The organism is Pseudomonas sp. BP11-1-1 (assembly GCF_052112105.1).
GTDB classification, from domain to species: domain Bacteria; phylum Pseudomonadota; class Gammaproteobacteria; order Pseudomonadales; family Pseudomonadaceae; genus Aquipseudomonas; species Aquipseudomonas alvandae.
The window spans coordinates 34,688-61,503 of record NZ_JAUTYU010000015.1 but is presented as its reverse complement, the minus strand read 5'-3'; the positions used below and the strand labels follow the sequence as shown (position 1 = coordinate 61,503).

The window sequence follows — 26,816 nt, the reverse complement described above, 5'->3', positions numbered from 1 at the left end:
TTCACGGGCTGGCGGCTCGTTTGGGTATTTCTGTTGATTGACAGGGCGCCATCGCGAGCAAGCTCGCTCCCACAATAGACCGCGTTCGTCGGAACAACCCGGTCAACTGTGGGAGCGAGCTTGCTCGCGATGAGCACACCTCAGTTCTTGTCCGGCGGCTTGCGCAGCAGGCTGAACGCCATCGCACCGAGGAACACCACGCTGAGCAGCAACACCGCCCACAGGCCGATCTTCTTCCAGTCGGTACTCACAGCCACCGGCGGCGCTTCAACCGCTGGCGTCGAGGTCGCCGTTCCGTTGACCGTTGCAGTACCCAGCGTCGCCAGGCGCGACGGCTTGTAATCCGGGATCAGCGTGGTCAACGGCAAGCTGGCCGCCTTCGCCGTCGCACTGCCCAGTGCCAGGTTGTAGGGCGCGTCGCCGCGTGCCAGGAACACCACTTGGGTCGGGCGCACGGCAAAACGCAGGGCCGGGGCCTCGGTGCCCAGGCCGCCGCCACGCTCGTCCACGGTCAGTTTCAATTGCTGCACGGTCTGGCCGGACAACTGCAGCTGGTTTTGCTGCACATCCTGACCATTCTGGGTCAGGCGATAGAGCAAGCCACCGCCCATCGGCTGCCACGGATGGCTGCTTTCACGGCGACCGGCCAGGGTCACCGGCGCCAGGCTGTTGGCCTGGCTCAGTTCCACCTGGACTTGCTCGATGTTCAGCCCCATCGGCAATTGCCAGGTATATTCACCGGCCTTCGTCGTGGTGCCCGCCAACGGTTGCGACCAGACCAGCGGCAGCGGCAGGCTTTCGCGGCTGGCGCTTTGCAGTTGGGCCGAGGTCAGCACCGGCGCCGAGGACGGCGAATCCCACAGCAATCGCAAGTACCGCGCCGATTGTCCGGGCAGGCTCACTTCGTGCTGCTCGACCCGCTCATCGGCGAATGTCAGCCGCGCGACCTGGCCTTCGCCCCACGCCTGCCAATGCTGCAAGTCGTCACTGGCCTCGATGGTGAAGCGCTGGAAACCGTCGCGCTCGCTGGTCCAGTCCAGGATCAACTGTTGCAGCGGCGCCTTGATCGCGCTGGCGTCGAGCAGCCAGCCACGCAGTTCTTCTTCCCCGGCTTCGAGCCGACTGGACGGCTGGACTTCCACCAGCGTGCCGTTGGCGTTCGATTGCACACGTACGCTGGGCGCGCGTTCACTATCGTCGGCAGCGTTGTACAGCGGAAACCACTTCACATCGGTGAGGGTGCGATTCTCCCGGCTCTGGGCCGATTCGCGCACCAATGCATAGGCCTGGGCCTGGCCGGCGGCGTTGAACACCCGCACGTCACTCAGGTCGGTTTGCCGAGCCCGCAATTGGACATCCAGCGGCAACGCCAGGCGATACCACGGGCCTTCACCGCTCAAGGCCAACGGCACCTGATGGGCGAAGTCTTGCGGCTGCTCCGGTGCCGCAACCGCCAAGGCCACCCACAACCCCATCAGGCCTAGCCCGATTCGACTCAACTTGCGACTCAAGACGACACTCCCTCACTGACAGGCATCGGCGGCTCGGCATCCACGGCCGGCTCCGGGCGCTTGGGTGGCAGCGGCGCAAAATAGCCGACCACCAACAGCAGGACGCCCACGCCAATAAACGACACGATCCGCGCCAGACCGCCGCGGTTACTCAATTCGACAAAGAACAACTTGGCCACGACCACGGCGATCAACACCGCGCCGACCAGCCACACCTCCCGGCGATGGCGCAGGTGTCCGCCGATCATCAGGCCCAGGGCAATCAAGGTCCAGACGATGGACAAGCCGGCCTGCACGAACATCGAGTCGAGCAGCGTATCCAACTCGTACGGCACGCCCATCCACTGGTGGGCAGTGCGCATCACCAGCGCCGTGAAGAACGCGAACAGCGACACGCCGGCGATCAATTGGGCGACGTACCCGATGCGGCTCCAACGGTTCGTCGATTGCTCCACCGCGTTGCGCGCCCACACATAGATACCGAACAAGGCGAACAGCAGGCCCAGCTCCAGAGGATTGAGCAACGGCACATAAGGCAGTGGCTCGGAGTTGCCGTCACTGAAGGTGTTGGTCAGCCAGAACCAACCGAGCATCAACAGCGCCATGGGTGCCGCCGCGTAGACACGGTATTCGCGCGGTTGGGCCGAAACCGGCCATGGCAGGGTACGCGGCGTGGCCATCAACACCAGGTAAAGGCCTGGCAGGATTGCCCAGGCCAGCCAGCGCCAGGCATTGTACTGCTCGGACAGCAACAGCAGGCCGTAACGCAGCTCCAGCATCAACACCGTCATCAGCAACCAGCAACCGAGCACGTGGGCGGTACTGCGCGCCCGGGCCGGGAGCATCGGCGCCAGGCGCTTGAGCGAAAAGAAGTGCACGGCAAATATTGCCAGCCAGGCAAGCCAGCCGAAATCCGCCGCCGGGTGATAGTGGCTGTGCCCCGTTGCCACCAGCACGCAGCCCGCCGCCGGAATCAACAACGTGCACAGCAGTCCCAGCGCCGGCCATTTCAAGCGCAGGGCCAGAACTGTCCACACCGCCACGCTGATCGCCGCGACCAGCAGCAGCCAGCTGCCTTGCAGGTTCGCCGGAGCAAAACGCAGCACCTCGCTGACCCACGCGAGCGCCCACCAGCCGGCGCCCCAGATCAGCAACAGCTCGGACAGGCGTTGCAAGCTCAGGACGTCCAGTTCCTGCGCGGCGTGTGCCCGTTGCAATCGCCAGGCGCCGACCAATGCCGCCAATCCCAGCACCAGCGGTGTCCAGAAACCACTGTGGGCCAAGGGTCGCAGACCTTCGGACTGAAGAGGCCCAAGCAGGAACGGCCCAGCCACCAGGAACGCTGCGCCGCCCAGCAGTTGCAGCAAGAGGCCGAAGACAAAGCTCACGCGCTGCTTCAAGTACAGGCTCAGCCAGATGATCAACAAGCCGCTGGCCGCCCATACGCCGCTCGCCGTTTGCCAAGGCAGGACGAACAGCACCGCGAGATTGATCAGCACCAGCCCCGCCAATAGCACCACCGACAGGCCGCGCAACAGTCGGGGATCGTTGCGCACCATGTCGTCACGTGCCGCCAACAGCATCCCGCCAATCAACGCCAGGCCGATCAGCGAGGCGCTGAGCAGTCCGTTCCAGCCGGCATTCAACACCGCCGAATCTCCATCGGCGCCTTGCAGGCGCATCAGGAACAGCGCGCCGCCCAACAGTTGCACCGCGAACGCGGTAAACAGAAAGGCCCGTGATTGCAGGCGCAGACCAATGAACAGCGTCGCCAGGCCGGCGAAGGCCCAGGCGATGGCGGTGCCTTGGGTAAAAAAGAACAGCGGCGCCAGCAAGTAGAGGAAACCTAACCCCAACACCGCCAGCACAGGCTGAGCCTGACGCTCCCAGTTCGCGACATGGCCGGGCTCGGCCTTGTGCAGTTGATAGAAGCTGAACAGCAAGGCACAACCGAGCATCAACGCGCCCAGCCACGACCCCTCCAGCAGGCTGCCTTCACCTGCATGCAATTCGCTGACGAAGGCCAGCGCCGAACCCAATTGCAGCAACAGGGCAAAGACTCGTGCGAAGGGTCGCTGTTGGCGCAGGCCCAGCCAGAAAATCCCGGCGCCTTCCACCGCCCAGGCTGCAGCAGTCCAACGGGCATCGAGGCCAAGCGGAATGGCCAAGCTGCCGAAAATCACCCCCAGGGCCAGGCAGGTTTCAGCCAGCAATACAGCGCGACCGCCCACCAATACGCGCGCCAGTCCCATATAAATCATGCCCAGGGCCAAGGCACTGAACGCTGCGGCGAATTCCAGGTGTTGCACCAAGGCGAACTGCAAGCCGAAGCCAACCAGCGGCGGGCCGAACAGCATGCTGCCGTCCACGTAATCGCCCTTGCGCGCCGACCAGCGCAGCATGGCGTCGCGGCTGTCATCTTCAGGCGCGTCGCTCATTTCCAGCAGCTTGCGCCGGGTAAACAACAAGCCGATCGCCAGGTACACCAGGAAGAAAACGATGAGGAAGGGTTCGGTGCTCCACAGCAGTTCCGGCGTATAGGAGCGCAAGCCCCAGGCGAAACCGATGCCGAACGTGCCGACGAAGCCGATCAGGTTGAGCATCCGCCAGGCCTTGAACCAAGCGATTGCGAGGATGCCGGCGTTGAGCAGGATGAAATAGCTGAACAGCGCGACATGGTTGCCGCTGCCGGTGGAGGTCAGGATCGGTGCGGCAAAGCCGCCCAGCGCCGCAGCCGCCGCCAGGCCCATGGCGTTCTGGGTCACTGCCAGGATCGCCGAGAACACGGTGACCGCGACCAGCAGCCCCAAGGCAGCCTTGGAATCGAGCAACGGATGCAGGCGCATGGCGGCGAACACCGTCAGGTACAACACGGCGATCCCGGTCCCTTGCAGCATCAGCGCATAACTGCTGTTGCGTTGGCGCAACCACCAACCCAGGCCCAGCAGGCCCAAGGCGCTGGCCGCAACGCCGGCGTAGCGCAATTCGATCGGCACCACCATGCCTTCGGTGGCGTAGCGCAGCAGGAAAGCCAGGCCGAGGAACAACAACACCACGCCGACCCGCAGCACGGTGTTGCCGCCGAACAACCAGTCGCGCGCGCCGATGAGGGCGCGGTCGAACAGATTCGGGCCATGGGGAGCCGCAGGCGCAGGCGCCGTCGGTTCAAGGGGCAACGGCGCAAAATCGCGATTGGCGCGACGGCTGGAAGCGGCTGGCGCAGGGCTCCAGATTTCGTCAGGCAACGGCTGGCTGGCCTGGGTGCTCATCACGGAGACGGGTTCGAGGTCTGGCGGCAATTCCCAGACGAGGTCCGGCTCGGTGCGCGTTTCGGCTTTTGCAGCCTGGGGCACGATGACCTCGGCCGCCGGCGCCGGATCACTCGGCTGGGCGACATTGCCGCGTTCGAGAACCGCCAGCCGCGCTTCCAGGGTGAGCAGACTCTGCTGGGCCTCTTGCAGCAGGATCTGCTGTTTGGCCGCCTGGATGCCAAGGCGCCCCAGCCGAAACGACTGGGCGATGCCGAGCCCGACCAACGCACCTATCAGCGCATCGGCGAACGACTCGTCCACCACCCAGCCAAGAGCCAGGCCCAACAGTGTCAAAATCCATTGCATATGGTCGATATCCCTAAGCGGCCCGTTGCGGGCATGACCGGGTGATGCGGTGCCTGACTCAGTCTAGTGGAAAACCCCCAAACCCTGTGGGAGCGAGCTTGCTCGCGATACAGTGTGTCAGGCGACATTGATGTTGCCTGACAGGCTGCTATCGCGAGCAAGCTCGCTCCCACATGGAATGGTTGGCATTTCCAGTACCAAGTCCGGCCGCACAACCCCGGCGAATCTGACGCTTAGTATATCGACGAAGCCCAACCGCCGTTGGGCTTCGCTCACATTTCTTGCAACGTTTACTCCAGCGCCTTCCAGATGTCGGTGGCGTATTCGCGGATGGTCCGGTCCGAGGAGAACCAGCCCATGCGCGCGGTATTGAGCACTGCCGAGCGCCACCATTGCTTGGAGTCGTGCCACTTCTCTTCGACCTTGGCCTGGGCGTTCCAGTACGCGTCGAAATCGGCACAGACCAGGAAGCGGTCGTAATCCACCAGTGAATCCACCAGCCCGGTGTAGCGCATCGGGTCGTCCGGCGAGAAGACGCCACCACGAATCGCTTGCAATACATCGCCAAGGCGATGGGACGCGGCGATGTCCGGCGCGGCGCTGAATTCACCGTTGCGCTTGCGCGCTTCCACCTGCTCGGCGGTCAGGCCGAAGATGAACATATGGTCACCGCCGACACGCTCGTGCATTTCCACGTTGGCGCCGTCCATGGTGCCGATGGTCAGCGCGCCGTTGAGGCCGAACTTCATATTGCTGGTGCCCGAGGCTTCGAAACCGGCCGTGGAAATCTGCTCCGACAAGTCCGCCGCCGGGATGATGCTTTCGGCCAGGCTGACGTTGTAGTTGGGCAGGAACACGACTTTGAGCAAGCCGCGCACGGTCGGGTCGTTGTTCACCACCCGGGCGATGTCGTTGGTCAGCTTGATGATCAGCTTGGCTTGGTGGTAACTGGCGGCGGCCTTGCCGGCGAAGATTTTCACCCGCGGCACCCAATCCACTTCCGGCTCGGCACGAATCGCCTGGTACAGCGCCACGGTGTGCATCAGGTTGAGCAACTGACGCTTGTATTCGTGGATCCGCTTGACCTGCACGTCGAACATCGCCGCCGGGTTGACGGCGATGCCCAGCCGCTCGTGGATCAGGTAGGCCAGGGCTTTCTTGCTGTGCAGGCGCTGTTCGGCGAACTGCTTGCGAAACGCCGGTTTGTCGGCGAACGGCTCCAGCTCGATCAGGCGCTCCTCGGGATTGTCGAGCACGCTCGGGCCAAGGGCATCGACCATCATCGACGTCAATTCGGCGTTGGCCTGGAACAACCAACGGCGGAAGGTGATGCCGTTGGTCTTGTTGTTGATTCGCTCCGGATAGAGCTTGTGCAGCTCGGAGAACACCGTGCTGCGCATCAGTTGCGTGTGCAGCCCGGACACCCCGTTGACGCTGTGGGAACCGAGGAACGCCAGGTTGCCCATGCGCACCCGGCGGCCGTTGTCTTCTTCGATCAACGACACCGAGCGCAGCACGTCGAAATCGTGCACGCCCTTGGCCCGCAGCGAATCGATGTGCTGGGCGTTGATCAGGTAGATGATCTGCATGTGCCGGGGCAACATCCGCTCCATCAGCCCCACCGGCCAGGTTTCCAGGGCTTCGGGCAGCAGCGTGTGGTTGGTGTAGGACAACGTGTCCTGGGTGATCTGCCAGGCCGCGTCCCACGCGACGTCGTAGACGTCCACCAATTGGCGCATCAGCTCGGCCACGGCAATGGACGGGTGCGTATCGTTGAGCTGGATCGCCGCGTGATCGCCCAGGGTCAGCACCGAGGTGTGCATGTTGCGATGGCGGCGCAGCAAATCCTGCAGCGAGGCGGCGACGAAGAAATACTCCTGGCGAAGGCGCAATTCCTGGCCGGCCTCGGTGCTGTCGGCCGGGTACAAGACGCGGGAAATACTCTCGGCCCGGGCCACTTCCGCCACGGCGCCGAGGTGGTCGCCGGCATTGAAGCGCTCCAGGTGCAGGTCTTCCACGGCCCGGGCGCGCCACAAGCGCAGGGTGTTGACACTGGCACCGCGCCAGCCCACCACCGGCGTGTCATAGGCAATGGCGCGCACGGTTTCGGCCGGAGACCAGACCTGGCGAGTCTTGCCGTTGTCGTCCGTCACGGTTTCGACGCTGCCACCAAAGCCGATCGGGTAGACCACTTCCGGCCGCTCGAACTCCCACGGGTTGCCGAAATCCAGCCAATGCTCGGTCTGCTCCTGCTGCCAGCCATCGACAATCGCCTGGCGGAACAAGCCGTGCTCATACCGAATACCGTAGCCATGGCCGGCGATGCCCAGCGTCGACATGCTCTCCATGAAGCACGCCGCCAGGCGACCGAGGCCACCGTTGCCCAAGGCCGCGTCGGGCTCCAGCAGGCGGATGCGCTCCAGGTCGACACCCAACTCGGTCAACGCTTCGCGAGCGGTGTCCAGCAGGCCCAGATTGCTCAGGCTGTCGTACAGCAGGCGACCAATGAGGAATTCCAGGGAGAGGTAGTAGACGCGCTTCTGGCCCTTGCGGTAGATCTGCCGCGTGTGGTCCATCCAGTGTTCGACCATGTGGTCGCGGGCGGCAAGGGCTATGGCTTCGAACCAATCGTGATCAAACGCATGATCGGGGTCCTTGCCGACGGCATAAGTGAGTTTGGTCAACACGGCGTCGCGAAATGCCGCAACCTCAGCTTCGCGAACAAGTGGTTCTTGAGTCATTGATGAGACCTCGAACGAGCATGGAATTGTCTGAGCCTAGTCGGTCTGACAGACGGTACAGGCTCTTGGTTCGGTGGTTTTTCCTCTGGTTCCGGAGAATCGTCGCCAAGGAATTGCCGATGGACGAATGAATGCAGGGGCCGTGCCGGTACAGGCGGGTTTTGTCGGGACGCAAAAAAAACCGGCAGATGGTCGTTCAAAATTTCACCAGTCCCGGTATGATCGCGCGCCCTGATGCATGCTGGTAAACCGTGATGATGAAGCCCAACCTGATCGCCGCCGCGGAGATCGACCGACTCGATACCTGGGCCAAGTACTCCGCCCCGATGTGCGGTTCCTGCGTGTCGAGCTGCTGCACCCTGCCGGTGGAGGTCAAGATCAAGGACCTGATCCGGATTGGCATCGTCGATGAGTTCGAACTGGGCGACCCGCCGAAGAACATCGCCAAGCGCCTGCAAAAGGAAGGGATCGTCGAGCGCTACAACCAGAAGTCGGAAATCTTCACGTTGCAACGCATGAGCAACAACGACTGCCTGTATCTGGACCGCAAGAGCCGGTTGTGCACCATTTACGAGAAGCGCCCGGACACCTGCCGCAACCATCCTCGGGTCGGGCCACGGCCGGGCTATTGCGCCTATAAGCCCAAGGAAGTGGAGCGCGAGCGGAATCCGCGGACGTTGGATCGGTTTTGATCTATTGCTGATTCAGCAACGCCTGAACCGTCGCCATCGCGAGCAAGCTCGCTCCCACAGTTGATTTTCAGCGGATACAGATTTTGTGTCCGACATAAATCCACTGTGGGAGCTTGCTCGCGATGGGGCCCCAACAGGCGCCGCATAACTTCCAGGCACAAAAAAACGCCCCCGGTCTCACAACCGGGGGCGTTTTTCATTCAGCCGAGGCTAAAGCAATCAGGCCTTGGCTTTCTTGGCGGCGCGGGTACGCTCGCTTTCGTCCAGGATCTTCTTGCGCAGGCGGATCGACTTCGGCGTCACTTCGCACAGCTCGTCGTCCTGGATGAATTCCAGGGCCTGTTCCAGGGTGAAGCGAACAGGTGGAACCAGGGCGATGGTTTCGTCTTTACCCGAAGCACGCATGTTGTCGAGCTTCTTGCCCTTGGTAGGGTTCACGCCCAGGTCGTTGTCACGGCTGTTCAGACCAACGATCTGGCCACCGTAGATTTCCTGGCCGTGTTCAACGAACAGCTTGCCACGCGCCTGGAGGGTTTCCAGGGAGTAGGTCAGCGCCTTGCCGGTTTCAACCGAAACCAGAACGCCGTTCTGGCGGCCGGACATGTCGCCCGACTTCATCACGTCGTAACGGTCGAAGATCGAGGTCAGGATGCCAGCACCGTTGGTCAGGGTCAGGAACTGGTTACGGAAACCGATCAGACCGCGAGCAGGGATGTTGTATTCCAGACGTACACGGCCCTTGCCATCCGGCACCATGTTGGTCAGGTCGCCCTTACGCAGGCCCATCTCTTCCATCACCTTGCCCTGGGATTCTTCCGGCAGGTCGATGGTGACGTTTTCGAACGGTTCGTGCTTCACGCCGTCAACCAGGCGGATGATCACTTCCGGACGGCCTACAGCCATTTCGAAGCCTTCGCGACGCATGGTTTCGATCAGTACCGAGAGGTGCAGTTCGCCACGGCCGGAGACCTTGAACTTGTCAGCCGAGTCGCCTTCTTCAACGCGCAGTGCAACGTTGTACAGCAGCTCCTTGTCCAGACGCTCCTTGATGTTACGGGACGTCACAAACTTGCCTTCTTTACCGCAGAATGGCGAGTCGTTTACCTGGAAGGTCATGGAAACGGTTGGCTCGTCGACGGTCAACGGCTTCATCGCTTCAACGGTGTCCGGGTGGCACAGGGTGTCGGAGATGAACAGCGAGTCCATGCCGCTGATGCAGACGATGTCGCCGGCAGCCGCTTCTTCGACGTCTACACGGTGCAGACCGTGGTGACCCATCAGCTTCAGGATACGACCGTTGCGACGCTTGCCATCGGCGCCGATAGCCACGACTGGAGTGTTCGGCTTGACGCGACCACGGGCGATACGGCCAACACCGATAACACCCAGGAAGCTGTTGTAGTCCAGTGCGGAGATTTGCATCTGGAACGGACCGTCACGGTCGACTTTCGGCGCAGGTACGTTGTCGACGATCGACTGGTACAGCGGGGTCATGTCTTCAGCCATGTCGGTGTGGTCCAGACCGGCAATACCGTTCAGGGCCGAGGCGTAGACGACTTTGAAGTCCAGCTGTTCTTCGGTGGCGCCCAGGTTGTCGAACAGGTCGAAGATCTGGTCCAGGACCCAGTCCGGACGCGCGCCTGGACGGTCAACCTTGTTGATGCACACGATCGGACGCAGGCCGGCTTCGAAAGCCTTCTTGGTCACGAAACGGGTTTGCGGCATCGGGCCGTCCTGGGCGTCGACCAGCAGCAGCACGGAGTCGACCATCGACATCACGCGCTCTACTTCACCACCGAAGTCGGCGTGGCCCGGGGTGTCCACGATGTTGATGTGGTAGCCGTTCCAGTTGATGGCGGTGTTTTTCGCCAGGATGGTAATACCGCGCTCTTTTTCCTGGTCGTTGGAGTCCATCACGCGCTCGTCGTTGAGCTCGTTGCGCTCCAGGGTGCCGGATTGACGCAAGAGTTTGTCTACCAGGGTGGTCTTACCATGGTCAACGTGAGCAATGATGGCGATGTTGCGTAGATTTTCGATCACTTGTGTATCTCGATCAGAGGATTCGGTGTGCTGACAGGTCGTGGCAGCGATTTACAGTAGAGTCCGACAGTTACAGCGTGTCGGCGGCGTCGGGGGGCCGGTGACGCAGGCCACAGGCAAACAGCCCCGGGCACTTAGCTCGGTCGATAAACGCGCACATTGGCATGCCCCTCACTGAGCAAATGGTGGGCATGCAGGCGACTCATCACGCCTTTGTCGCAATACAGCAGGTACTGGCGAGTAGGGTCCAGTTCCTTGAAACGCGCGTTCACTGCATAGAACGGCATCGTTTGTACCTCGACGCCGGCGACGCTCAGCGGGTCGTCTTCAGCATCGTCCGGATGACGGATGTCGATGATGATCTGACCGGCCAGCGCTTCGCCGACTTCTTCAATCTGGATGTCCTGGCCCAATTCGTCGATGACCCGATCGATCGGTACCAGCCTGGCGTTCTCGATCGCGCGTTCGAGTACCGCCATGTCGAATTCTTTCTCTTCGTGTTCCACACGCCCGCGCTTGGCCGCCGTCTTCGGGTTGACCGAGATGACGCCGCAATACTCCGGCATGTGCCGGGCAAAATCGGCGGTGCCGATCTCGTTGGCCGTGTCGATGATGTCCTGCTTGTGGCTGGCGATCAGCGGACGCAGCACGAGTTTCTCGGTCACGCAGTCGATCACCGACAGGTTCGGCAGCGTCTGGCTCGATACCTGGGAAATCGCCTCGCCGGTCACCAGCGCGTCGATGTGCAGGCGGTCGGCGATGCTCGTCGCGGCACGCAACATCATACGCTTCAAAATGACGCCCATATGACTGTTATCGACTTTGCCGAGAATCTCGCCCAGGACTTCTTCGAACGGCACGCTCACAAATAACACGCGTTGGGAGCTGCCGTACTTCTTCCAGATGAAGTGCGCCACTTCCATTACGCCCAATTCGTGAGCACGCCCGCCGAGATTGAAGAAGCAGAAATGGCTCATCAGGCCGCGACGCATGATCTGGTAGGCGGCGACGGTGGAGTCGAAACCACCGGACATCAACACCAGCGTCTGCTCCAACGAGCCCAGCGGATATCCGCCGATGCTGTCGTGCTGGCTGTGGATCACGAACAACCGCTGGTCGCGAATCTCGATGCGCACTTCAATTTCAGGACCCTTCAAGGAGATCCCGGCGGCGCCGCACTGCCGGCGCAACTGGCTGCCGACATAACGTTCCACGTCCATCGAACTGAACGGGTGCTTGCCGGCGCGCTTGCAGCGAACCGAAAAGATCTTGCCGGCCAGCGCATCACCATAATGGAGCATGCATTTGGCGAGGATGTCGTCGAAGTCACCCAGCGGGTATTCGTCGACCTGCAGGAAATGCGCGATGCCTGGCATGCAGCTCAGGCGCTCGGTCATTTCCTTCAGCAGCTTGGGTTCGCTGACGCGGGTTTCCAGTTCGAGGTTGTCCCACACGCCGTTCACCACCACGGCCGGGTCCAGGTCACGGAGCACGGCACGGATGTTCTTGGCCAACTGGCGGATGAAACGCATCCGTACCGGGCGGCTCTTGATGGTGATCTCGGGGAAGACTTTTACGATTAGTTTCATGAAAACAGCGCGCGAACGGCCAGCCGAAAAAGGGGGGCGCGGATTATAGCGGAAATTGCTCAAGGTTTAACCAGTTAATGTGCAGATGGTTTTACATGCACCAAAACAGGTCATTATCGATTGACGGCGCCACATTGCAGTGCGTTATTGTCCGACAATCTTGGATTTACGCCTTTAAAAGCGTGGATTTGGTGCAAAAAACCCATGGTGGGGCACTGGCATGCAATTTGCTCCCTTGTGAGGCAGGTTGCCTTGGCAGAGTATTCGCGCCGGCATCACCCATATCTAAGGGCACTCCACTACCCGCCCGAAGCCACCCGGAGGACATATGTCGAAGTCGGTTCAACTCATCAAAGATCATGACGTCAAGTGGATTGATCTGCGCTTCACTGACACCAAAGGCACTCAACATCACGTGACCATGCCGGCCCGTGATGCACTGGACGACGAATTCTTCGAAATCGGCAAGATGTTCGACGGTTCCTCCATCTCCGGCTGGAAAGGCATCGAAGCCTCCGACATGATCCTGATGCCGGACGACAGCACTGCCGTCCTGGACCCGTTCACCGAAGAGCCGACCCTGATCCTGGTCTGCGACATCATCGAACCTTCGACCATGCAAGGCTATGACCGCGACCCACGCGCCATCGCCCACCGTGCCGAGGAATACCTGAAGTCCACCGGTATCGGCGACACCGCTTTCTTCGGTCCGGAGCCCGAATTCTTCATCTTCGACTCGGTCAAGTTCAAGTCCGACATCTCCGGCTCCATGTTCAAGATCTTCTCCGAACAAGGTTCGTGGATGTCCGACCAGGACGTGGAAGGCGGCAACAAAGGCCACCGTCCAGGCATCAAGGGTGGCTACTTCCCGGTTCCACCGTTCGACTTCGACCACGAAATCCGTACCTCCATGTGCAACGCACTGGAAGAAATGGGCCAGACCGTCGAAGTTCACCACCACGAAGTGGCGACTGCCGGCCAGAACGAAATCGGCGTGAAATTCAACACGCTGGTGAAGAAGGCTGACGAAGTACAGACCCTGAAGTACTGCGTACACAACGTTGCCGACGCCTACGGCCGCACCGCGACCTTCATGCCGAAGCCTCTGTACGGCGACAACGGTTCGGGCATGCACGTGCACATGTCGATCTCCAAGGACGGCAAGAACACCTTTGCTGGCGAAGGTTATGCCGGCCTGTCGGACACCGCCCTGTACTTCATCGGCGGCATCATCAAGCACGGCAAGGCCCTGAACGGCTTCACCAACCCGTCGACCAACTCCTACAAGCGTCTGGTGCCAGGCTTCGAAGCCCCGGTGATGCTGGCCTACTCGGCTCGCAACCGTTCCGCCTCGATCCGTATTCCTTACGTGAACAGCCCGAAAGCCCGCCGCATCGAAGCGCGCTTCCCGGATCCGGCTGCCAACCCATACCTGGCCTTCGCTGCACTGATGATGGCTGGCCTGGACGGTATCCAGAACAAGATCCACCCTGGCGATGCCGCTGACAAGAACCTGTATGACCTGCCGCCTGAAGAGGCCAAGGAAATCCCACAGGTTTGTGGCAGCCTGAAAGAAGCCCTGGAAGAGCTGGACAAGGGCCGTGCGTTCCTGACCAAGGGCGGCGTATTCAGCGATGACTTCATCGACGCTTACATCGCACTGAAAAGCGAAGAAGAAATCAAGGTTCGCACCTTCGTACACCCACTGGAATACGAGCTGTACTACAGCTGCTGATCCAGCACGCGCCGCCACGCACGGCGTGAGTTAAAGAGAGGCCTCCTTCGGGAGGCCTTTTTCATGGGCGCTGGTTACGTGCATGATGATGCGCCGCTCCCCTCACAAGACGAGATTGCCAATGACTTCCCGCTTGAAGATTTGCCTCGCCCTGTCTGCAGCACTGCTGTGTTCCACAGCCGAGGCCAACAACGCCCCCGAAGCCCTGACCCCGCTGCTCAATGCCATCGGCGAACGCCTGCTGATCGCCGATCAAGTGGCGCTGAGCAAGTGGGACAGCGGCAAACCCGTGGAAGACCGACAGCGCGAACGCGAAGTCATTGCCGCCGCCGTGGCCCAGGCGCCGATCTACAAGCTGAGCGGCGAAACCGTGGAAACGTTTTTCGCCGCCCAGATAGAGGCCAACAAATTTATCCAATACGTCAACTTGTCCGACTGGGCCCTGGAGGGCAAGGCGCCGGATCTGCCGCGCCCGGACCTGGTGGGCGAGATCCGCCCCAAACTCGACCGCCTGCAAAAGCGCCTGCTGCAGCAACTGGCCGACTTCGCGCCCTACCGCACCGACCCGCAGTGCCCGCAATGGCTGGCCCGTGCCACTCACCACAACAAGCAGCACCCGATACACCGGCTGGCCCTGATCCGGGCAACCGCCGGGCTCTGTATCTCCCCGAAATCCTGAGCCACCTCCCTTCCCCTGTGGGAGCGGGCTTGCTCGCGAAAGCGGTGTGTCAGCTTGCATCAATATCGACTGCGCCGCCGCCTTCGCGAGCAAGCCCGCTCCCACAGAGGATGTAAGCAGCACAACAATTTGGGCCAGCCATCCACCCTGGCCTATGCTGCACCCATCACTTTTAGTTTTCGGTCGATTTTCCCATGGGTCGCAGTTTTTCAATCCTGCTCTTGTTGCTGCTGACGCTGCCCGCCGCCGCGCAGATCTACAAATACACCGACGCCGACGGCAACACCGCCTACAGCAACCAGCCGCCTGACGGGGTACCGGCTCAAGCCGTGGAATTACCACCGCTCAACAGCGTTGAAACCCAGGCCCCGATCAACCCCGACACACCCCCAACGCCAGAAAACACCAACGCGCCGCGCAAAGCCTACGAGCTGTTGGAGCTGACCGACATCCCCACCGAAGAGGCCCTGCGTGCCAACAACGGCACTTTCACCGTGGGCGTTCGCTCGCAACCGCGCCTGCAGAGCCCACACTTGTTCAGGTTGCTGCTCGACGGCCAGCCTTACGGCCAGCCGAGCAACGTGCCGCGCCTGCAACTGGTGAATATCGATCGCGGCGAGCACAGCCTGGCGGTCCAGGTAATCGACGGGGAACGTCTCGTGCAGCAGAGCGAAACCGTCACCTTCACCGTGCAGCGAGTGCACCTGCCATGATTCGCCCGCTGGTCGCCCTTGGCCTGTTGCTGATCGCAATGCCTGGCCTGGCGCAGGTCTACACCTACATCGACGCCCAGGGCAATCGCGTCTTCACCGACCAGCCACGCCCCGGCAATGCCAGGAAAGTACAACTGCCGCCCGGTAATCGCATGCCGACACCCGCCGCCGGCATCAACTCGACAACGCCGGTCGAGCCGCCACAAGCCAAGCCCTTGTTCCGTTACGAGATGCTCCGGCTGTTGATTCCCGAACCGGACGCCACGATACGCAGCACCGCCGGGGAGCTGATCGTCACCGCGACCAGCGAACCTGGCCTGCAAAGGGGCCACCGCTACCGTCTGCTGCTGGACGGCAAGCCCACCGCAGAGCCAGGGCCCAGTCCGGTATTTGCCTTGAAAAACATCGACCGGGGCACTCACCATCTGGCAGTCGAAATCCTGGATGAGCAAGGCCGTATCGTCGAACGCACCGCCAACCAACCCTTCCACATGCAACGCATGTCCCTGGCGCAGAAGCGCCGCGTCAAGCCCTGCGCCATAGCCGACTATGGCCAGCGTCCCGAATGCCCCCTTGCTGAAAAACCCGAAGAAGAAAAACCCAGCATCCTGCCGTTCTTCTAAAGCCGCCCAGGGTCGCGCACTATATTGGTGCAATACGCTGCACGCTACCCAGTTTCAAATCCCATTTTGGTTCGAAAGTACCCGAAAAAGCTGGCAGAACGCCACGCAACTGGGCGAAAAATGGCCTTTTGAGGCTCTAAACGCTTCTTTTCGGAGCCTTGGTTTGGTTTTTGCATTTTGCTGGTATCAGCGCATTAACCGCGCGCGCGATTTGGGGGCCTGCCCTCGATCGCTACGCTTTAAAAGAGGTCCTGATGACCATTAGCGACGCACTACACCGCTTGCTGCTCGACAATCTCACCACCGCGACCATCCTGCTCGACGCCGAACTGCGCCTTGAGTACATGAACCCGGCGGCGGAGATGCTCCTGGCCGTCAGCGGCCAGCGCAGCCATGGGCAGTTCATCAGCGAACTGTTTACCGAGTCCGCCGAAGCGCTCAATTCCCTGCGCCAGGCCGTGGAACAGGCGCATCCGTTCACCAAGCGCGAAGCGATGCTGACCGCCCTGACCGGCCAGACCCTGACCGTCGACTACGCCGTAACGCCAATCCTGAACAACCACGCGACGCTGCTGTTGTTGGAAGTCCATCCCCGTGATCGCCTGCTGCGCATCACCAAGGAAGAGGCGCAGATCTCCAAGCAGGAAACCAGCAAGATGCTGGTGCGCGGCCTCGCCCACGAGATCAAGAATCCGCTCGGCGGCATTCGCGGCGCGGCACAGCTGCTTGCCCGGGAACTCCCGGAAGAGAGCCTCAAGGACTACACCAACGTCATCATCGAAGAAGCCGACCGCCTGCGAAACCTGGTGGACCGCATGCTCGGCTCGAACAAGCTGCCGTCGCTGGCGTTGTGCAACGTCCACGAAGTCTTGGAACGCGTCAGCAGCCTGGTCGAAGCCGAAAGCCAGGGCTGCATCACGTTGGTGCGCGACTATGACCCGAGCATTCCCGACGTCTTGATCGACCGCGAACAGATGATCCAGGCGGTGCTGAACATCGTGCGCAACGCCATGCAGGCCATCAGCAGCCAGAACGAGCTGCGCCTGGGTCGCATCAGCCTGCGCACCCGAGCCATGCGCCAGTTCACCATCGGCCACGTGCGCCATCGCCTGGTGACCAAGATCGAGATCATCGACAACGGCCCGGGCATTCCCCAGGAACTGCAGGAAACCATCTTCTTTCCCATGGTCAGCGGCCGCCCGGACGGTACCGGGCTGGGGCTGTCCATCACCCAGAACATCATCAGTCAGCATCAGGGCTTGATCGAATGTGAAAGCCACCCCGGCCACACCACTTTCTCGATCTTCCTGCCACTGGAACAAGGAGCCACATCGACATGAGCCGTAGTGAAACCGTGTGGATCGTCGATGACGACCGTTCTATCCGCTGGGTCCTGGAAAAAGCCTTGCAACAGGAAGGCATGACCACCCAGAGCTTCGACAGCGCCGACGGGGTGATGAGCCGCCTGGCCCGTCAGCAGCCGGACGTCATCATCTCCGACATCCGCATGCCCGGCGCCAGTGGCCTGGACCTGCTGGCGCGGATTCGCGAGCAGCACCCACGGCTTCCGGTGATCATCATGACCGCCCATTCCGACCTGGACAGCGCCGTCGCGTCCTACCAGGGCGGTGCGTTCGAATACTTGCCCAAGCCGTTCGATGTCGACGAAGCCGTGTCCCTGGTCAAGCGCGCCAACCAGCACGCCCAGGAACAACAAGGCCTGGAAGAAGTGCCGGCCCTGGCCCGCACGCCGGAAATCATCGGCGAAGCGCCGGCGATGCAGGAAGTGTTTCGCGCCATCGGCCGCCTGAGCCATTCCAATATCACCGTGTTGATCAACGGCGAGTCGGGCACTGGTAAGGAATTGGTTGCCCACGCCCTGCACCGCCACAGCCCGCGGGCGGCGTCGCCGTTTATTGCGTTGAACATGGCGGCGATCCCGAAGGACCTGATGGAATCCGAGCTGTTCGGCCATGAGAAAGGCGCCTTCACTGGTGCCGCCAACCTGCGACGCGGACGTTTCGAGCAAGCCGACGGTGGCACGCTGTTCCTCGATGAAATCGGCGACATGCCCGCTGACACCCAGACTCGCTTGCTGCGCGTACTGGCCGATGGCGAGTTCTATCGAGTTGGCGGACATACACCGGTCAAGGTCGATGTACGGATCATCGCCGCGACCCACCAGAACCTGGAAACCCTGGTCCACGCCGGCAAGTTCCGGGAAGACTTGTTCCATCGCCTGAACGTGATCCGTATCCATATTCCGCGCCTGGCGGACCGTCGCGAAGACATCCCGACCCTCGCCCGGCACTTCCTCGGCCGCGCGGCCCAGGAATTGGCGGTCGAGCCCAAGCTGCTCAAGAACGAAACCGAGGAATACCTCAAGAACCTGCCGTGGCCCGGCAACGTCCGTCAGCTGGAGAACACCTGCCGTTGGATCACGGTGATGGCGTCGGGTCGCGAAGTGCATATCAGCGACCTGCCACCGGAACTGTTGAGCCTGCCACAGGATTCGGCGCCGGTGACCAACTGGGAACAGGCCCTGCGCCAGTGGGCTGACCAGGCGCTGGCCCGCGGCCAATCGAGCCTTCTGGACAGCGCCGTGCCGAGCTTCGAACGCATCATGATCGAAACCGCTCTCAAGCACACCGCCGGCCGCCGCCGCGACGCCGCCGTGCTGCTGGGCTGGGGCCGCAATACCTTGACCCGCAAGATCAAGGAATTGGGGATGAAGGTTGATGGCGGGGATGATGACGAGGGGGATGAGGGCTGATCAGCCTTTAACCCTTCGCTGAATTTGAAGGCCCAATCGCGAGCAAGCTCGCTCCCACAAGGTTTTGCGGTGTTGCGACTATCACCGCCGTCCTGTGGGAGCGAGCTTGCTCCGGGCGGCGATCCGACGATGCTTTTAAAAGCTTCGTGCACCGCATCAATGCACTACGAACCGCAATTGCACATGCACCTCTAGCCAAAACCAATCGACCCAGTTCGAAAAAAACCGCACAAACAAAAGCAAAAGCCCCGGATTACGGGGCTTTGCGCATCTACAACAATGTTTTTGTGACAAGCCATTTAAAACTGGCACGCCCCCTGCAATAGCTAGATCACTACCCAGTTTTGGGGACCTTGGTACAGGCAGGCCGGGGATTCCCCTCTTTTATACCGGGCTCATCTAGCCCACTGTTTTGGGGGCCTTGATACAGGCAGGTCAAGGTTTCCCTTCTTTACACCCAGGGCCCTGCGCCGAGCGCGAGCCCTCCCGTTTTGGGGACCTTGGTACAGGCAGGCCGGGGATTCCCTCTTTTATTGCTCCTGGAGACGGATCTCCAGCCGCCAGCGGTCATCGACTTCGCTGCCGGCCCACTCCCCTCGCAACGAACGCGCCGCCACCAGCGTCAGCAACAAGCCCTTGTCACTCAACCGCACCCGCCAATTCACGTCCTTGCCGTTGAGCTTGAGCTGGCCCTTCTGCGGTGACCCCTCTGCGTCGAACAACAGCGCCACCGAGCCGTCGATGATTTCCCCGTGCAACTTGGGTTCGTTGTTGAACCAGGCTACCAGCCCGCCGTTGGTGACCTCGACCTGCTGCAGCACGCTCGGCTCGGGTGTGGTCAGGCGGCCGATCATCAACCCGATCATCATGCCGAAAATCGCCAACGAGCCCATCACCCGAGGCATTAGCTTCGAACGTCGATCAGTTTGCGGCGTAGAATGCCGCTCATCTTCATCTGCGGAGCCGTGCATGTTTCACGTCATCCTTTTTCAACCGGAAATCCCGCCGAATACCGGCAACGTCATCAGGCTGTGCGCCAACAGTGGCTGCCACCTGCATTTGATCGAACCGCTGGGCTTCGACATGGACGACAAGCGCCTGCGCCGCGCCGGCCTCGACTATCACGAGTATGCCACTTTGCAGCGGCACGCCGACCTGGCCAGTTGCCTGGAGAGCCTGGGGCATCCACGCCTGTTCGCTTTCACTACCAAGGGCTCGCGGCCGTTCCATGACGCCAGCTTCGTCGCCGGTGATGCGTTCCTGTTCGGCCCCGAGAGCCGCGGCCTGCCGGCCGAAGTGCTCGACGCCCTGCCGGCGGAGCAACGCTTGCGCCTGCCGATGCGCGAAGGCTGTCGCAGCCTGAACCTGTCCAACACCGTGGCGGTAGCGGTTTACGAGGCGTGGCGGCAGAACGGCTTTCAATAACACCGCATAACAAATGTGGGAGCGGGCTTGCTCGCGAAGACGGAGTGTCAGTTGGCATCAATGTCACTGACCCATAGCCTTCGCGAGCAAGCCCGCTCCCACATTGGACTTGCGTCGACCGTTTACTGAACGGTCGCGCCGCCTTCCTCTTGCATGCGCTGCAGCTCTTGCGCGTACAGGGCATCGAAGTTCACCGGGGCCAGCATCAGGGCCGGGAACGAACCGCGGGTCACCAGGCTGTCCAGGGTTTCGCGAGCGTACGGGAACAGGATGTTGGGGCAGAACGCGCCCAGGGTGTGGCTCATCGAAGCGGCATCGAGGTTCTTGATCAGGAAGATCCCGGCCTGTTGCACTTCGGCGATAAAAGCCACTTCGTCACCGTTTTTCACGGTAACCGACAGGGTCAGCACCACTTCGTGGAAATCGTCTTCCAGGGCTTTCTGACGGGTGTTCAGGTCCAGGCCTACGCTCGGCTCCCACTGCTGGCGAAAGATCGCCGGGCTTTTCGGGGCCTCGAAGGACAGGTCGCGGACATAAATGCGCTGCAAGGAGAATTGCGGTGCGGCTTCTTCTTCAGTGGCAGCAGTGTTCTGTTGGTCAGTCATCGCAGATCCTTCTTACTTCAGTTCTGTTGATAGGAATTCAGGCCTTGAGCAGCGCGTCGAGCTTGCCGGCGCGCTCCAGGGCGTACAGATCATCGCAACCGCCCACGTGGGTGTCGCCGATCCAGATCTGCGGCACGGAGGTACGCCGGGCCTTCTGGGTCATTTCGGCGCGCAGTTGCGGCTTGCCGTCGACCTTGATCTCTTCGAAAGCCACGCCTTTGCTCTGGAGCAAGTGCTTGGCTCGGGAGCAATAGGGGCAGTAATCGCTGGAGTAGACAACTACGTGGGGCATTTCACTTCACCAGGGGCAGATTGTCGGCTTTCCAGCTCGCAACGCCACCGGACAGTTTGGCGGCAGTGAAGCCGGACTTCATCAGTTCGCGGGCAAGGGTACCGGCCTGCTGGCCTTGGGCGTCCACCAGGATCAGCGTCTTGGCCTTGTGCTTTTCCAGTTCGCCAACGCGCGCGATCAGTTTGTCCTGCGGAATGTTCAGCGCGCCGACAATGTGACCGGCGGCGTATTCCTTGCTCGGGCGGATATCGACCACCACGCCGGCATCCTTGTTGACCAGCGCGGTCAGTTCGCCAGTGCTCAGGCTGCGTCCGCCGCCCTGCATCGTATGGGCCAACAGCAACGCCAACAGTACGACGAAGATACCGACGAGAATGTAGTGGTTAGTGGCAAATTGAATCAGGTGAGCAACCATCGAAGGAGGTTCCAGGGCGTTAAAATGTCGGCCAGTATACACAGCACACAAGGCCGGCCAAACCCCGCCCGGCGGTGACGGCACCGGAACTTACCTTTAAACTGCCCGTCCCTTTTCCATCGTCTTCTTTCAACCAGCCACGAGTGGATTCCATGACTACCACGCCTAAACCTTTGGTCCTGATGATTCTGGACGGCTTCGGTCACAGTGACAGCCACGAATCCAACGCCGTATACGCGGCCAGCAAGCCTGTACTGGATCGCCTGTGGGCCACCGTGCCGAACGGCTTGATCTCCGGCAGCGGCATGGATGTAGGCCTGCCCGACGGGCAGATGGGCAACTCCGAAGTCGGCCACATGAACCTTGGCGCGGGCCGCGTGGTGTATCAGGACTTCACCCGGGTGACCAAGTCGATCCGCGATGGCGAATTCTTCGAGAACCCGACCATCTGCGCCGCGGTGGATAAAGCCGTGGCCGCCGGCAAGGCCGTGCATTTCATGGGCCTGCTGTCCGATGGCGGTGTGCACAGCCACCAGGATCACCTGGTCGCCATGGCCGAATTGGCCGCCAAGCGCGGCGCCCAAAACATCTACCTGCACGCCTTCCTCGACGGTCGCGACACGCCGCCGAAGAGCGCCGAGTCGTCGATCACGTTGCTGGACGACACCTTCAAGGCGCTGGGCAAGGGCCGGATTGCCAGCCTGATCGGCCGCTACTTCGCCATGGACCGTGACAATCGCTGGGACCGCGTCGCCCAGGCCTACAACCTGATCGTCGACGGCAATGCCGAATTCCACGCCGCCACCGCCCAAGAAGGCCTGCAAGCCGCCTATGAACGCGGCGAAAGCGACGAATTCGTCAAGGCCACCACTATCGGCGAGCCGGTAAAAGTCGAGGACGGCGACGCCGTGGTGTTCATGAACTTCCGCGCCGACCGAGCCCGCGAATTGACCCGTGTATTCGTCGAAGACGATTTCAAGGAGTTCGAGCGCGCCCGCCAGCCGAAACTAGCCGGCTTCGTGATGCTGACCCAATACGCCGCCAGCATTCCCGCGCCATCGGCCTTCGCCGCCGGCAGCCTGGAAAACGTGCTGGGCGATTACCTGGCGAAAAACGGCAAGACCCAGCTGCGCATCGCCGAGACCGAAAAGTACGCCCACGTGACATTCTTCTTCTCCGGCGGCCGTGAAGAACCCTTCCCGGGCGAAGAGCGCATCCTGATCCCGTCGCCGAAAGTCGCCACCTATGACCTGCAGCCGGAAATGAGCGCGCCGGAAGTGACCGACCGCATCGTCGATGCCATCGAGAACCAGCGCTACGACGTGATCGTGGTGAACTACGCCAACGGCGACATGGTCGGCCACAGCGGCGTGTTCGACGCAGCGGTCAAGGCGGTGGAATGCCTGGACACTTGCGTGGGGCGCATCGTCGACGCCCTGGAGAAAGTCGGTGGCGAAGCCCTGATCACGGCGGACCATGGCAACGTCGAGCAGATGTCCGACGAGTCCACCGGCCAGGCCCACACCGCCCATACCACCGAGCCGGTGCCGTTCATCTATGTCGGCAAGCGCGATTTCAAGGTCCGTGACGGCGGCGTGCTGGCTGACGTGGCCCCGACCATGCTGATGTTGCTGGGCATGGAAAAGCCGGCGGAGATGACCGGGACCTCGATCCTGGTCTGACCAGGCGTCGCAGCATTGAGCAGGGCTTTTGTGGCGAGGGAGCTTGCTCCCGTCGCAGATGCTTCTGGCTTGATCTTGTCGAGGGGCTGCTTCGCAGCCCAGCGGGAGCAAGCTCCCTCGCCACAGCAAGCTCGCTCCCACAATGGTTTTTGGTGTTTTTTCGGCCAGTTATCACACAGCCCCAAATGGGCGTTTTTTTTGCAGCGTGGGGCGGGCATACTAGGCCGTCCCTTTCCCTGGTGTCGCCCGCCTCTATGCTTCGCGTCCTGATAGCCCTTGCCCTGACCTGCCTGCTCCAACCGGCCTTCGCCGACGAGCGCGCGCAAACCCAACAACAGTTGGAAGCCACGCGCCAGGACATTGCCGAGCTGAAAAAGCTGCTGAACAAGCTGCAGGAAGAAAAATCCAGCGTGCAGAAAGACCTGCGCGGCACCGAGACCGAGATGGGCAAGCTGGAAAAGCAGGTCGACGCCCTGCAGAAAGAACTGAAGAAAAGCGAATCCGAGCTGCAGCGACTCGATGGTGAGAAAAAAAAACTCCAGAGCGCGCGCACTGAACAGCAAAAGCTGATCGCCATCCAGGCTCGGGCGGCCTACCAGAACGGGCGCCAGGAATACCTCAAGCTGCTGCTCAACCAGCAGAACCCCGAGAAATTCGCCCGCACCCTCACTTATTACGACTACCTGAGCCAGGCCCGCCTGGAGCAGCTCAAGAACTTCAACGAAACCCTGCGCCAGCTGGCCAATGTCGAAAAAGACATCGAGTTGCAGCAAGCCCAGTTGCTGGTGCAGAAAAGCAGCCTCGACACCCAGCGCGAAGAACTCGAAAAGGTCCGCAAGGAGCGCCAGGTGGCCCTGGCCAAGCTCAACGATGACGTAAAGGCCCGAGACAGCAAGCTCAAGGCCCGCGAGCAAGACCAGGCCGAACTGGCCAATGTGTTGAAAACCATCGAAGAAACCCTGGCTCGCCAGGCCCGTGAGGCAGAAGAAGCGCGCCAGAAAGCGCTGATCGCCCAGCAGGAAGCCGAAAAAAAGCGGTTACGTGAAGCCCAGGCCGACGCGGACGCCGGCGACGCACCGCGCAAATCTGCAAAATCCAGCCCCGGCGCACTGGTTTCCAGTGACGGTGAAACCTTCGGCGGCGCTTTTGCTTCGGCCCGAGGCAAACTTCCATGGCCGGTCAATGGTCGATTACTTGCGCGCTTCGGTGAAACCCGCGGCGACGATACCCGCACCAAGTGGGACGGCGTGATGATCAGCGCCTCCGCCGGAAGCCAGGTGCATGCCGTACATGGCGGGCGTGTGGTGTTTGCCGATTGGCTGCGCGGCGCCGGCTTGCTGGTGATCCTCGATCACGGCAATGGATACCTGAGCCTTTACGGCCACAACCAGACCCTGCTCAAATCGGCGGGGGATGTGGTCAAGGCCGGCGAGTCCATCTCAACGGTCGGCAACAGTGGCGGACAGGATACGCCAGCACTGTATTTCGCTATTCGCCAGCAGGGTCGCCCCAGTGACCCGGCCCAATGGTGTCGTGCGCAAGGATAAGCGCGCCCATCCAACTCAGGAGTTCGTTCGACATGCTGCATTTGTCCCGCCTCACCTCGCTGGCCCTGACGATCGCCCTCGTGATCGGCGCGCCCCTGGCTTTCGCCGCCGAGCCGGCCCCGTCGGCACCCGCCGCCACGGCCGCGACTACCAAGGCACCGTTGCCGCTGGACGAACTGCGCACCTTTGCCGAGGTCATGGACCGGATCAAAGCCGCCTACGTCGAACCGGTGGACGACAAGATGCTGCTGGAAAACGCCATCAAGGGCATGCTCAGCAACCTTGACCCGCACTCCGCCTACCTGGGGCCGGACGACTTTGCCGAGCTGCAGGAAAGCACCAGCGGCGAATTCGGCGGCCTGGGTATCGAGGTCGGCAGCGAAGACGGCTTCGTCAAAGTCGTCTCGCCCATCGACGACACCCCTGCTTCCAAGGCCGGCATCCAGGCCGGTGACTTCATCGTCAAGATCAACGGCCAACCGACACGCGGCCAGAGCATGACCGAAGCCGTGGACAAGATGCGCGGCAAGATCGGCCAGAAGATCACCCTGACCCTGGTACGCGACGGTGGCACGCCGTTCGACGTGACGCTCACGCGGGCGGTCATCCAGGTCAAGAGCGTGAAGAGCCAACTGCTGGAATCAGGCTACGGCTACATCCGCATCACCCAATTCCAGGTCAAGACCGGCGAAGAAGTCGCCAAGGCCCTGGCGAAGCTGCGCAAGGACAACGGCAAGAAACTCAACGGCCTGGTCCTGGACCTGCGCAACAACCCCGGCGGCGTGCTGCAATCAGCGGTGGAAGTGGTGGACCACTTCATCACCAAGGGCTTGATCGTCTACACCAAGGGTCGCATCGCCAATTCCGAACTGCGCTTCTCGGCCACCGGCAACGACCTGAGCGAAGCCGTGCCGTTGGTGGTGCTGATCAATGGCGGCAGCGCCTCGGCTTCGGAAATCGTCGCCGGCGCCCTGCAGGATCAGAAACGCGGCGTGGTCATGGGCACCACCAGCTTCGGCAAGGGCTCGGTGCAGACCGTGTTGCCGCTGAACAACGACCGCGCCCTGAAGATCACCACCGCGCTGTACTTCACACCGAATGGCCGCTCCATCCAGGCCCAGGGCATCGTCCCAGACATCGAAGTGCGCAAGGCCAAGATCACCAGCGAGGCGGACAGCGAGTACTTCAAGGAAGCCGACCTGCAAGGTCACCTGGGCAATGGCAACGGCGGCGCCGACAAACCGACCGGTTCCGGCACCAAGGCCAAGCCGATGCCGCAGGACGACGATTATCAGTTGGCACAGGCCTTGAGCCTGCTCAAAGGATTGAACATCACGTCCGGCCGCTGAGATGGGCCTGCGTTGCCTCTTCATCCTGCTGTGCCTGCTGGCGGGGGCCGTTGACGCGGCCCCCGCCACACCCTCCTCGCCGCACAAGGCTTACCTGAGCCTGATCATCGACGACCTGGGGCAAAACCTGCCTCGGGATCGCCAGGTCCTGGCCCTCCCCGGCCCGGTCACCGCCGCGATCATGCCTGACACGCCCCACGCCGCCGAATTCGCCCGCGAGGCCCATCGCGCCGGCAAGCTGGTCATGCTGCATATGCCCATGGACCCGGCCACCGGGCCGTTCGCCTGGCATCCGGATTTGCCCATCGAAGAACTGGGCAAGCGCCTCGACGCCGCGTTTGCCGCCGTACCCTACACCTCCGGCATCAACAACCACATGGGCAGCCGCATGACCGCCCAGCCCCAAGCCATGGCGTGGTTGATGGCGAATCTGCAGCAGCGGCACAAGTTTTTCGTCGACAGCCGCACCAGCGCCCAGACCGTCGCTGCCGCCGAAGCGCAGAAGATCGGCCTGGCCAGCGTGTCGCGGGATGTGTTCCTCGATGACGAGCGTACCGAAGCGGCCATCGCCCACCAGCTCCAGACCGCCATCGACCTGGCCCACCGACAGGGCTCGGCCGTGATGATCGGCCATCCCTACCCGCAGACATTGGCGGTACTCGAACGCGAACTGCCCCGGCTCAAGGCGCAGGGCATCGAATGGATCGACATCAAGTCGATGATCAGCCTGCGCAGCAATCGGGCGATGGCCGGGCATGGGAAGGATGGGGTTTATCGGTAGCGACGAG

General features: G+C 61.7%; 21 protein-coding genes. 12 read left to right on the top strand and 9 right to left on the bottom strand.

Translation table 11 applies throughout. The features are described from left to right. Window positions 1–140: 140 nt before the first annotated feature. The 3 genes from Q7C33_RS22825 to Q7C33_RS22815 form a co-directional block, all read right to left on the bottom strand. The gene (locus Q7C33_RS22825) at window positions 141–1,511 is read right to left on the bottom strand and encodes a DUF3999 domain-containing protein (RefSeq protein ID WP_407684209.1); all 1,371 of its coding nucleotides are present in this window, start codon (window positions 1,509–1,511) and stop codon (window positions 141–143) included. After that, window positions 1,508–5,128: a DUF2339 domain-containing protein gene (locus Q7C33_RS22820; protein ID WP_407684208.1), complete on the bottom strand. Its 3,621-nt coding sequence runs from the start codon at window positions 5,126–5,128 to the stop codon at window positions 1,508–1,510. The genes Q7C33_RS22825 and Q7C33_RS22820 overlap by 4 nt, the downstream gene beginning before the upstream one ends. A gap of 290 nt (window positions 5,129–5,418) precedes the next feature. Further along, window positions 5,419–7,869, bottom strand: coding sequence for a glycogen/starch/alpha-glucan phosphorylase (locus Q7C33_RS22815; RefSeq protein ID WP_030141460.1), 2,451 nt, complete (start codon window positions 7,867–7,869; stop codon window positions 5,419–5,421). Between the two features lie 254 nt (window positions 7,870–8,123). Between Q7C33_RS22815 and Q7C33_RS22810 the strand changes: the two genes are divergently transcribed. After that, window positions 8,124–8,561 (top strand): YkgJ family cysteine cluster protein, encoded by a 438-nt coding sequence (locus Q7C33_RS22810; protein WP_024778075.1) that lies wholly within the window; start codon window positions 8,124–8,126, stop codon window positions 8,559–8,561. 219 nt (window positions 8,562–8,780) lie between these two features. On the opposite strand, the gene typA is transcribed toward Q7C33_RS22810, so the two are convergent. Together typA and thiI are read right to left on the bottom strand one after the other, a co-directional pair. Continuing rightward, window positions 8,781–10,601 carry a translational GTPase TypA gene (gene typA / locus Q7C33_RS22805; protein WP_030141461.1) on the bottom strand — a complete coding sequence of 607 codons (1,821 nt, stop codon included), beginning with the start codon at window positions 10,599–10,601 and terminating at the stop codon, window positions 8,781–8,783. Window positions 10,602–10,735: 134 nt separating this feature from the next. Beyond that, complete coding sequence (gene thiI, locus Q7C33_RS22800) at window positions 10,736–12,190, bottom strand: tRNA uracil 4-sulfurtransferase ThiI (protein ID WP_407684207.1); 1,455 nt, start codon at window positions 12,188–12,190, stop codon at window positions 10,736–10,738. A gap of 328 nt (window positions 12,191–12,518) precedes the next feature. On the opposite strand from thiI, the gene glnA reads away from it, so the two are divergent. The 6 genes from glnA to ntrC all read left to right on the top strand — a co-directional run bounded on the left by glnA (window position 12,519) and on the right by ntrC (window position 18,713). Next, complete coding sequence (glnA, locus tag Q7C33_RS22795) at window positions 12,519–13,925, top strand: type I glutamate--ammonia ligase (RefSeq protein WP_030141463.1); 1,407 nt, start codon at window positions 12,519–12,521, stop codon at window positions 13,923–13,925. Window positions 13,926–14,046: 121 nt separating this feature from the next. After that, window positions 14,047–14,604 carry a chorismate mutase gene (locus Q7C33_RS22790; RefSeq protein WP_217861054.1) on the top strand — a complete coding sequence of 186 codons (558 nt, stop codon included), beginning with the start codon at window positions 14,047–14,049 and terminating at the stop codon, window positions 14,602–14,604. A gap of 194 nt (window positions 14,605–14,798) precedes the next feature. Next, entirely contained in the window at window positions 14,799–15,317 is a 519-nt protein-coding gene (locus tag Q7C33_RS22785; protein WP_407684206.1) for a DUF4124 domain-containing protein, read from the top strand. Further along, on the top strand, window positions 15,314–15,940 hold the full coding sequence (locus tag Q7C33_RS22780) for a DUF4124 domain-containing protein (RefSeq protein ID WP_407684205.1): 627 nt from the start codon (window positions 15,314–15,316) through the stop codon (window positions 15,938–15,940). The genes Q7C33_RS22785 and Q7C33_RS22780 overlap by 4 nt, the downstream gene beginning before the upstream one ends. 254 nt (window positions 15,941–16,194) lie before the next feature. After that, the gene (gene glnL / locus Q7C33_RS22775) at window positions 16,195–17,280 is read left to right on the top strand and encodes a nitrogen regulation protein NR(II) (RefSeq protein WP_030141467.1); all 1,086 of its coding nucleotides are present in this window, start codon (window positions 16,195–16,197) and stop codon (window positions 17,278–17,280) included. Further along, entirely contained in the window at window positions 17,277–18,713 is a 1,437-nt protein-coding gene (gene ntrC, locus Q7C33_RS22770) for a nitrogen regulation protein NR(I) (protein ID WP_030141468.1), read from the top strand. The genes glnL and ntrC overlap by 4 nt, the downstream gene beginning before the upstream one ends. Window positions 18,714–19,243: 530 nt before the next feature. Here ntrC and Q7C33_RS22765 read toward each other — a convergent pair. Then, window positions 19,244–19,684: a hypothetical protein gene (locus Q7C33_RS22765; RefSeq protein WP_030141469.1), complete on the bottom strand. Its 441-nt coding sequence runs from the start codon at window positions 19,682–19,684 to the stop codon at window positions 19,244–19,246. On the opposite strand from Q7C33_RS22765, the gene trmL reads away from it, so the two are divergent. Next, window positions 19,683–20,138: a tRNA (uridine(34)/cytosine(34)/5-carboxymethylaminomethyluridine(34)-2'-O)-methyltransferase TrmL gene (trmL, locus tag Q7C33_RS22760; RefSeq protein WP_030141470.1), complete on the top strand. Its 456-nt coding sequence runs from the start codon at window positions 19,683–19,685 to the stop codon at window positions 20,136–20,138. The two genes, Q7C33_RS22765 and trmL, sit on opposite strands and share 2 nt — an antisense overlap. Window positions 20,139–20,260: 122 nt before the next feature. Here the strand turns inward: trmL and secB are convergent, their stop codons facing one another. The 3 genes from secB to Q7C33_RS22745 are packed head-to-tail and all read right to left on the bottom strand — an operon-like array spanning window position 20,261 to window position 21,450. After that, on the bottom strand, window positions 20,261–20,743 hold the full coding sequence (secB, locus tag Q7C33_RS22755) for a protein-export chaperone SecB (protein ID WP_030141471.1): 483 nt from the start codon (window positions 20,741–20,743) through the stop codon (window positions 20,261–20,263). A gap of 37 nt (window positions 20,744–20,780) precedes the next feature. Then, the gene (grxC, locus tag Q7C33_RS22750) at window positions 20,781–21,035 is read right to left on the bottom strand and encodes a glutaredoxin 3 (protein WP_030141472.1); all 255 of its coding nucleotides are present in this window, start codon (window positions 21,033–21,035) and stop codon (window positions 20,781–20,783) included. Window position 21,036: 1 nt separating this feature from the next. Then, window positions 21,037–21,450: a rhodanese-like domain-containing protein gene (locus tag Q7C33_RS22745; protein WP_030141473.1), complete on the bottom strand. Its 414-nt coding sequence runs from the start codon at window positions 21,448–21,450 to the stop codon at window positions 21,037–21,039. 152 nt (window positions 21,451–21,602) lie between these two features. Between Q7C33_RS22745 and gpmI the strand changes: the two genes are divergently transcribed. From gpmI to Q7C33_RS22725, 4 genes are all read left to right on the top strand, one after another. Next, window positions 21,603–23,132 (top strand): 2,3-bisphosphoglycerate-independent phosphoglycerate mutase, encoded by a 1,530-nt coding sequence (gene gpmI / locus Q7C33_RS22740; protein ID WP_198797374.1) that lies wholly within the window; start codon window positions 21,603–21,605, stop codon window positions 23,130–23,132. A 254-nt stretch (window positions 23,133–23,386) separates the two neighbouring features. After that, window positions 23,387–24,679, top strand: a complete 1,293-nt coding sequence (locus tag Q7C33_RS22735; RefSeq protein ID WP_198797373.1) for a murein hydrolase activator EnvC family protein — start codon at window positions 23,387–23,389, stop codon at window positions 24,677–24,679. Window positions 24,680–24,711: 32 nt separating this feature from the next. Further along, window positions 24,712–26,028, top strand: a complete 1,317-nt coding sequence (locus tag Q7C33_RS22730; protein WP_030141475.1) for a S41 family peptidase — start codon at window positions 24,712–24,714, stop codon at window positions 26,026–26,028. Between the two features lies 1 nt (window position 26,029). Continuing rightward, window positions 26,030–26,809 (top strand): divergent polysaccharide deacetylase family protein, encoded by a 780-nt coding sequence (locus Q7C33_RS22725; RefSeq protein ID WP_030141476.1) that lies wholly within the window; start codon window positions 26,030–26,032, stop codon window positions 26,807–26,809. The last annotated feature ends 7 nt before the right edge of the window (window positions 26,810–26,816 follow it).

Excerpts from the sequence above, each read along its gene's own strand:
- Q7C33_RS22820 (WP_407684208.1), bottom strand. The coding sequence starts at position 5,128 with ATGCAATGGATTTTGACACTGTTGGGCCTGGCTCTTGGCTGGGTGGTG.
- Q7C33_RS22815 (WP_030141460.1), bottom strand. The coding sequence starts at position 7,869 with ATGACTCAAGAACCACTTGTTCGCGAAGCTGAGGTTGCGGCATTTCGC.
- Q7C33_RS22810 (WP_024778075.1), top strand. The coding sequence starts at position 8,124 with ATGATGAAGCCCAACCTGATCGCCGCCGCGGAGATCGACCGACTCGAT.
- thiI (WP_407684207.1), bottom strand. The coding sequence starts at position 12,190 with ATGAAACTAATCGTAAAAGTCTTCCCCGAGATCACCATCAAGAGCCGC.
- glnA (WP_030141463.1), top strand. The coding sequence starts at position 12,519 with ATGTCGAAGTCGGTTCAACTCATCAAAGATCATGACGTCAAGTGGATT.
- Q7C33_RS22790 (WP_217861054.1), top strand. The coding sequence starts at position 14,047 with ATGACTTCCCGCTTGAAGATTTGCCTCGCCCTGTCTGCAGCACTGCTG.
- Q7C33_RS22785 (WP_407684206.1), top strand. The coding sequence starts at position 14,799 with ATGGGTCGCAGTTTTTCAATCCTGCTCTTGTTGCTGCTGACGCTGCCC.
- Q7C33_RS22780 (WP_407684205.1), top strand. The coding sequence starts at position 15,314 with ATGATTCGCCCGCTGGTCGCCCTTGGCCTGTTGCTGATCGCAATGCCT.
- glnL (WP_030141467.1), top strand. The coding sequence starts at position 16,195 with ATGACCATTAGCGACGCACTACACCGCTTGCTGCTCGACAATCTCACC.
- ntrC (WP_030141468.1), top strand. The coding sequence starts at position 17,277 with ATGAGCCGTAGTGAAACCGTGTGGATCGTCGATGACGACCGTTCTATC.
- trmL (WP_030141470.1), top strand. The coding sequence starts at position 19,683 with ATGTTTCACGTCATCCTTTTTCAACCGGAAATCCCGCCGAATACCGGC.
- Q7C33_RS22765 (WP_030141469.1), bottom strand. The coding sequence starts at position 19,684 with ATGCACGGCTCCGCAGATGAAGATGAGCGGCATTCTACGCCGCAAACT.
- secB (WP_030141471.1), bottom strand. The coding sequence starts at position 20,743 with ATGACTGACCAACAGAACACTGCTGCCACTGAAGAAGAAGCCGCACCG.
- grxC (WP_030141472.1), bottom strand. The coding sequence starts at position 21,035 with ATGCCCCACGTAGTTGTCTACTCCAGCGATTACTGCCCCTATTGCTCC.
- Q7C33_RS22745 (WP_030141473.1), bottom strand. The coding sequence starts at position 21,450 with ATGGTTGCTCACCTGATTCAATTTGCCACTAACCACTACATTCTCGTC.
- gpmI (WP_198797374.1), top strand. The coding sequence starts at position 21,603 with ATGACTACCACGCCTAAACCTTTGGTCCTGATGATTCTGGACGGCTTC.
- Q7C33_RS22735 (WP_198797373.1), top strand. The coding sequence starts at position 23,387 with ATGCTTCGCGTCCTGATAGCCCTTGCCCTGACCTGCCTGCTCCAACCG.
- Q7C33_RS22730 (WP_030141475.1), top strand. The coding sequence starts at position 24,712 with ATGCTGCATTTGTCCCGCCTCACCTCGCTGGCCCTGACGATCGCCCTC.
- Q7C33_RS22725 (WP_030141476.1), top strand. The coding sequence starts at position 26,030 with ATGGGCCTGCGTTGCCTCTTCATCCTGCTGTGCCTGCTGGCGGGGGCC.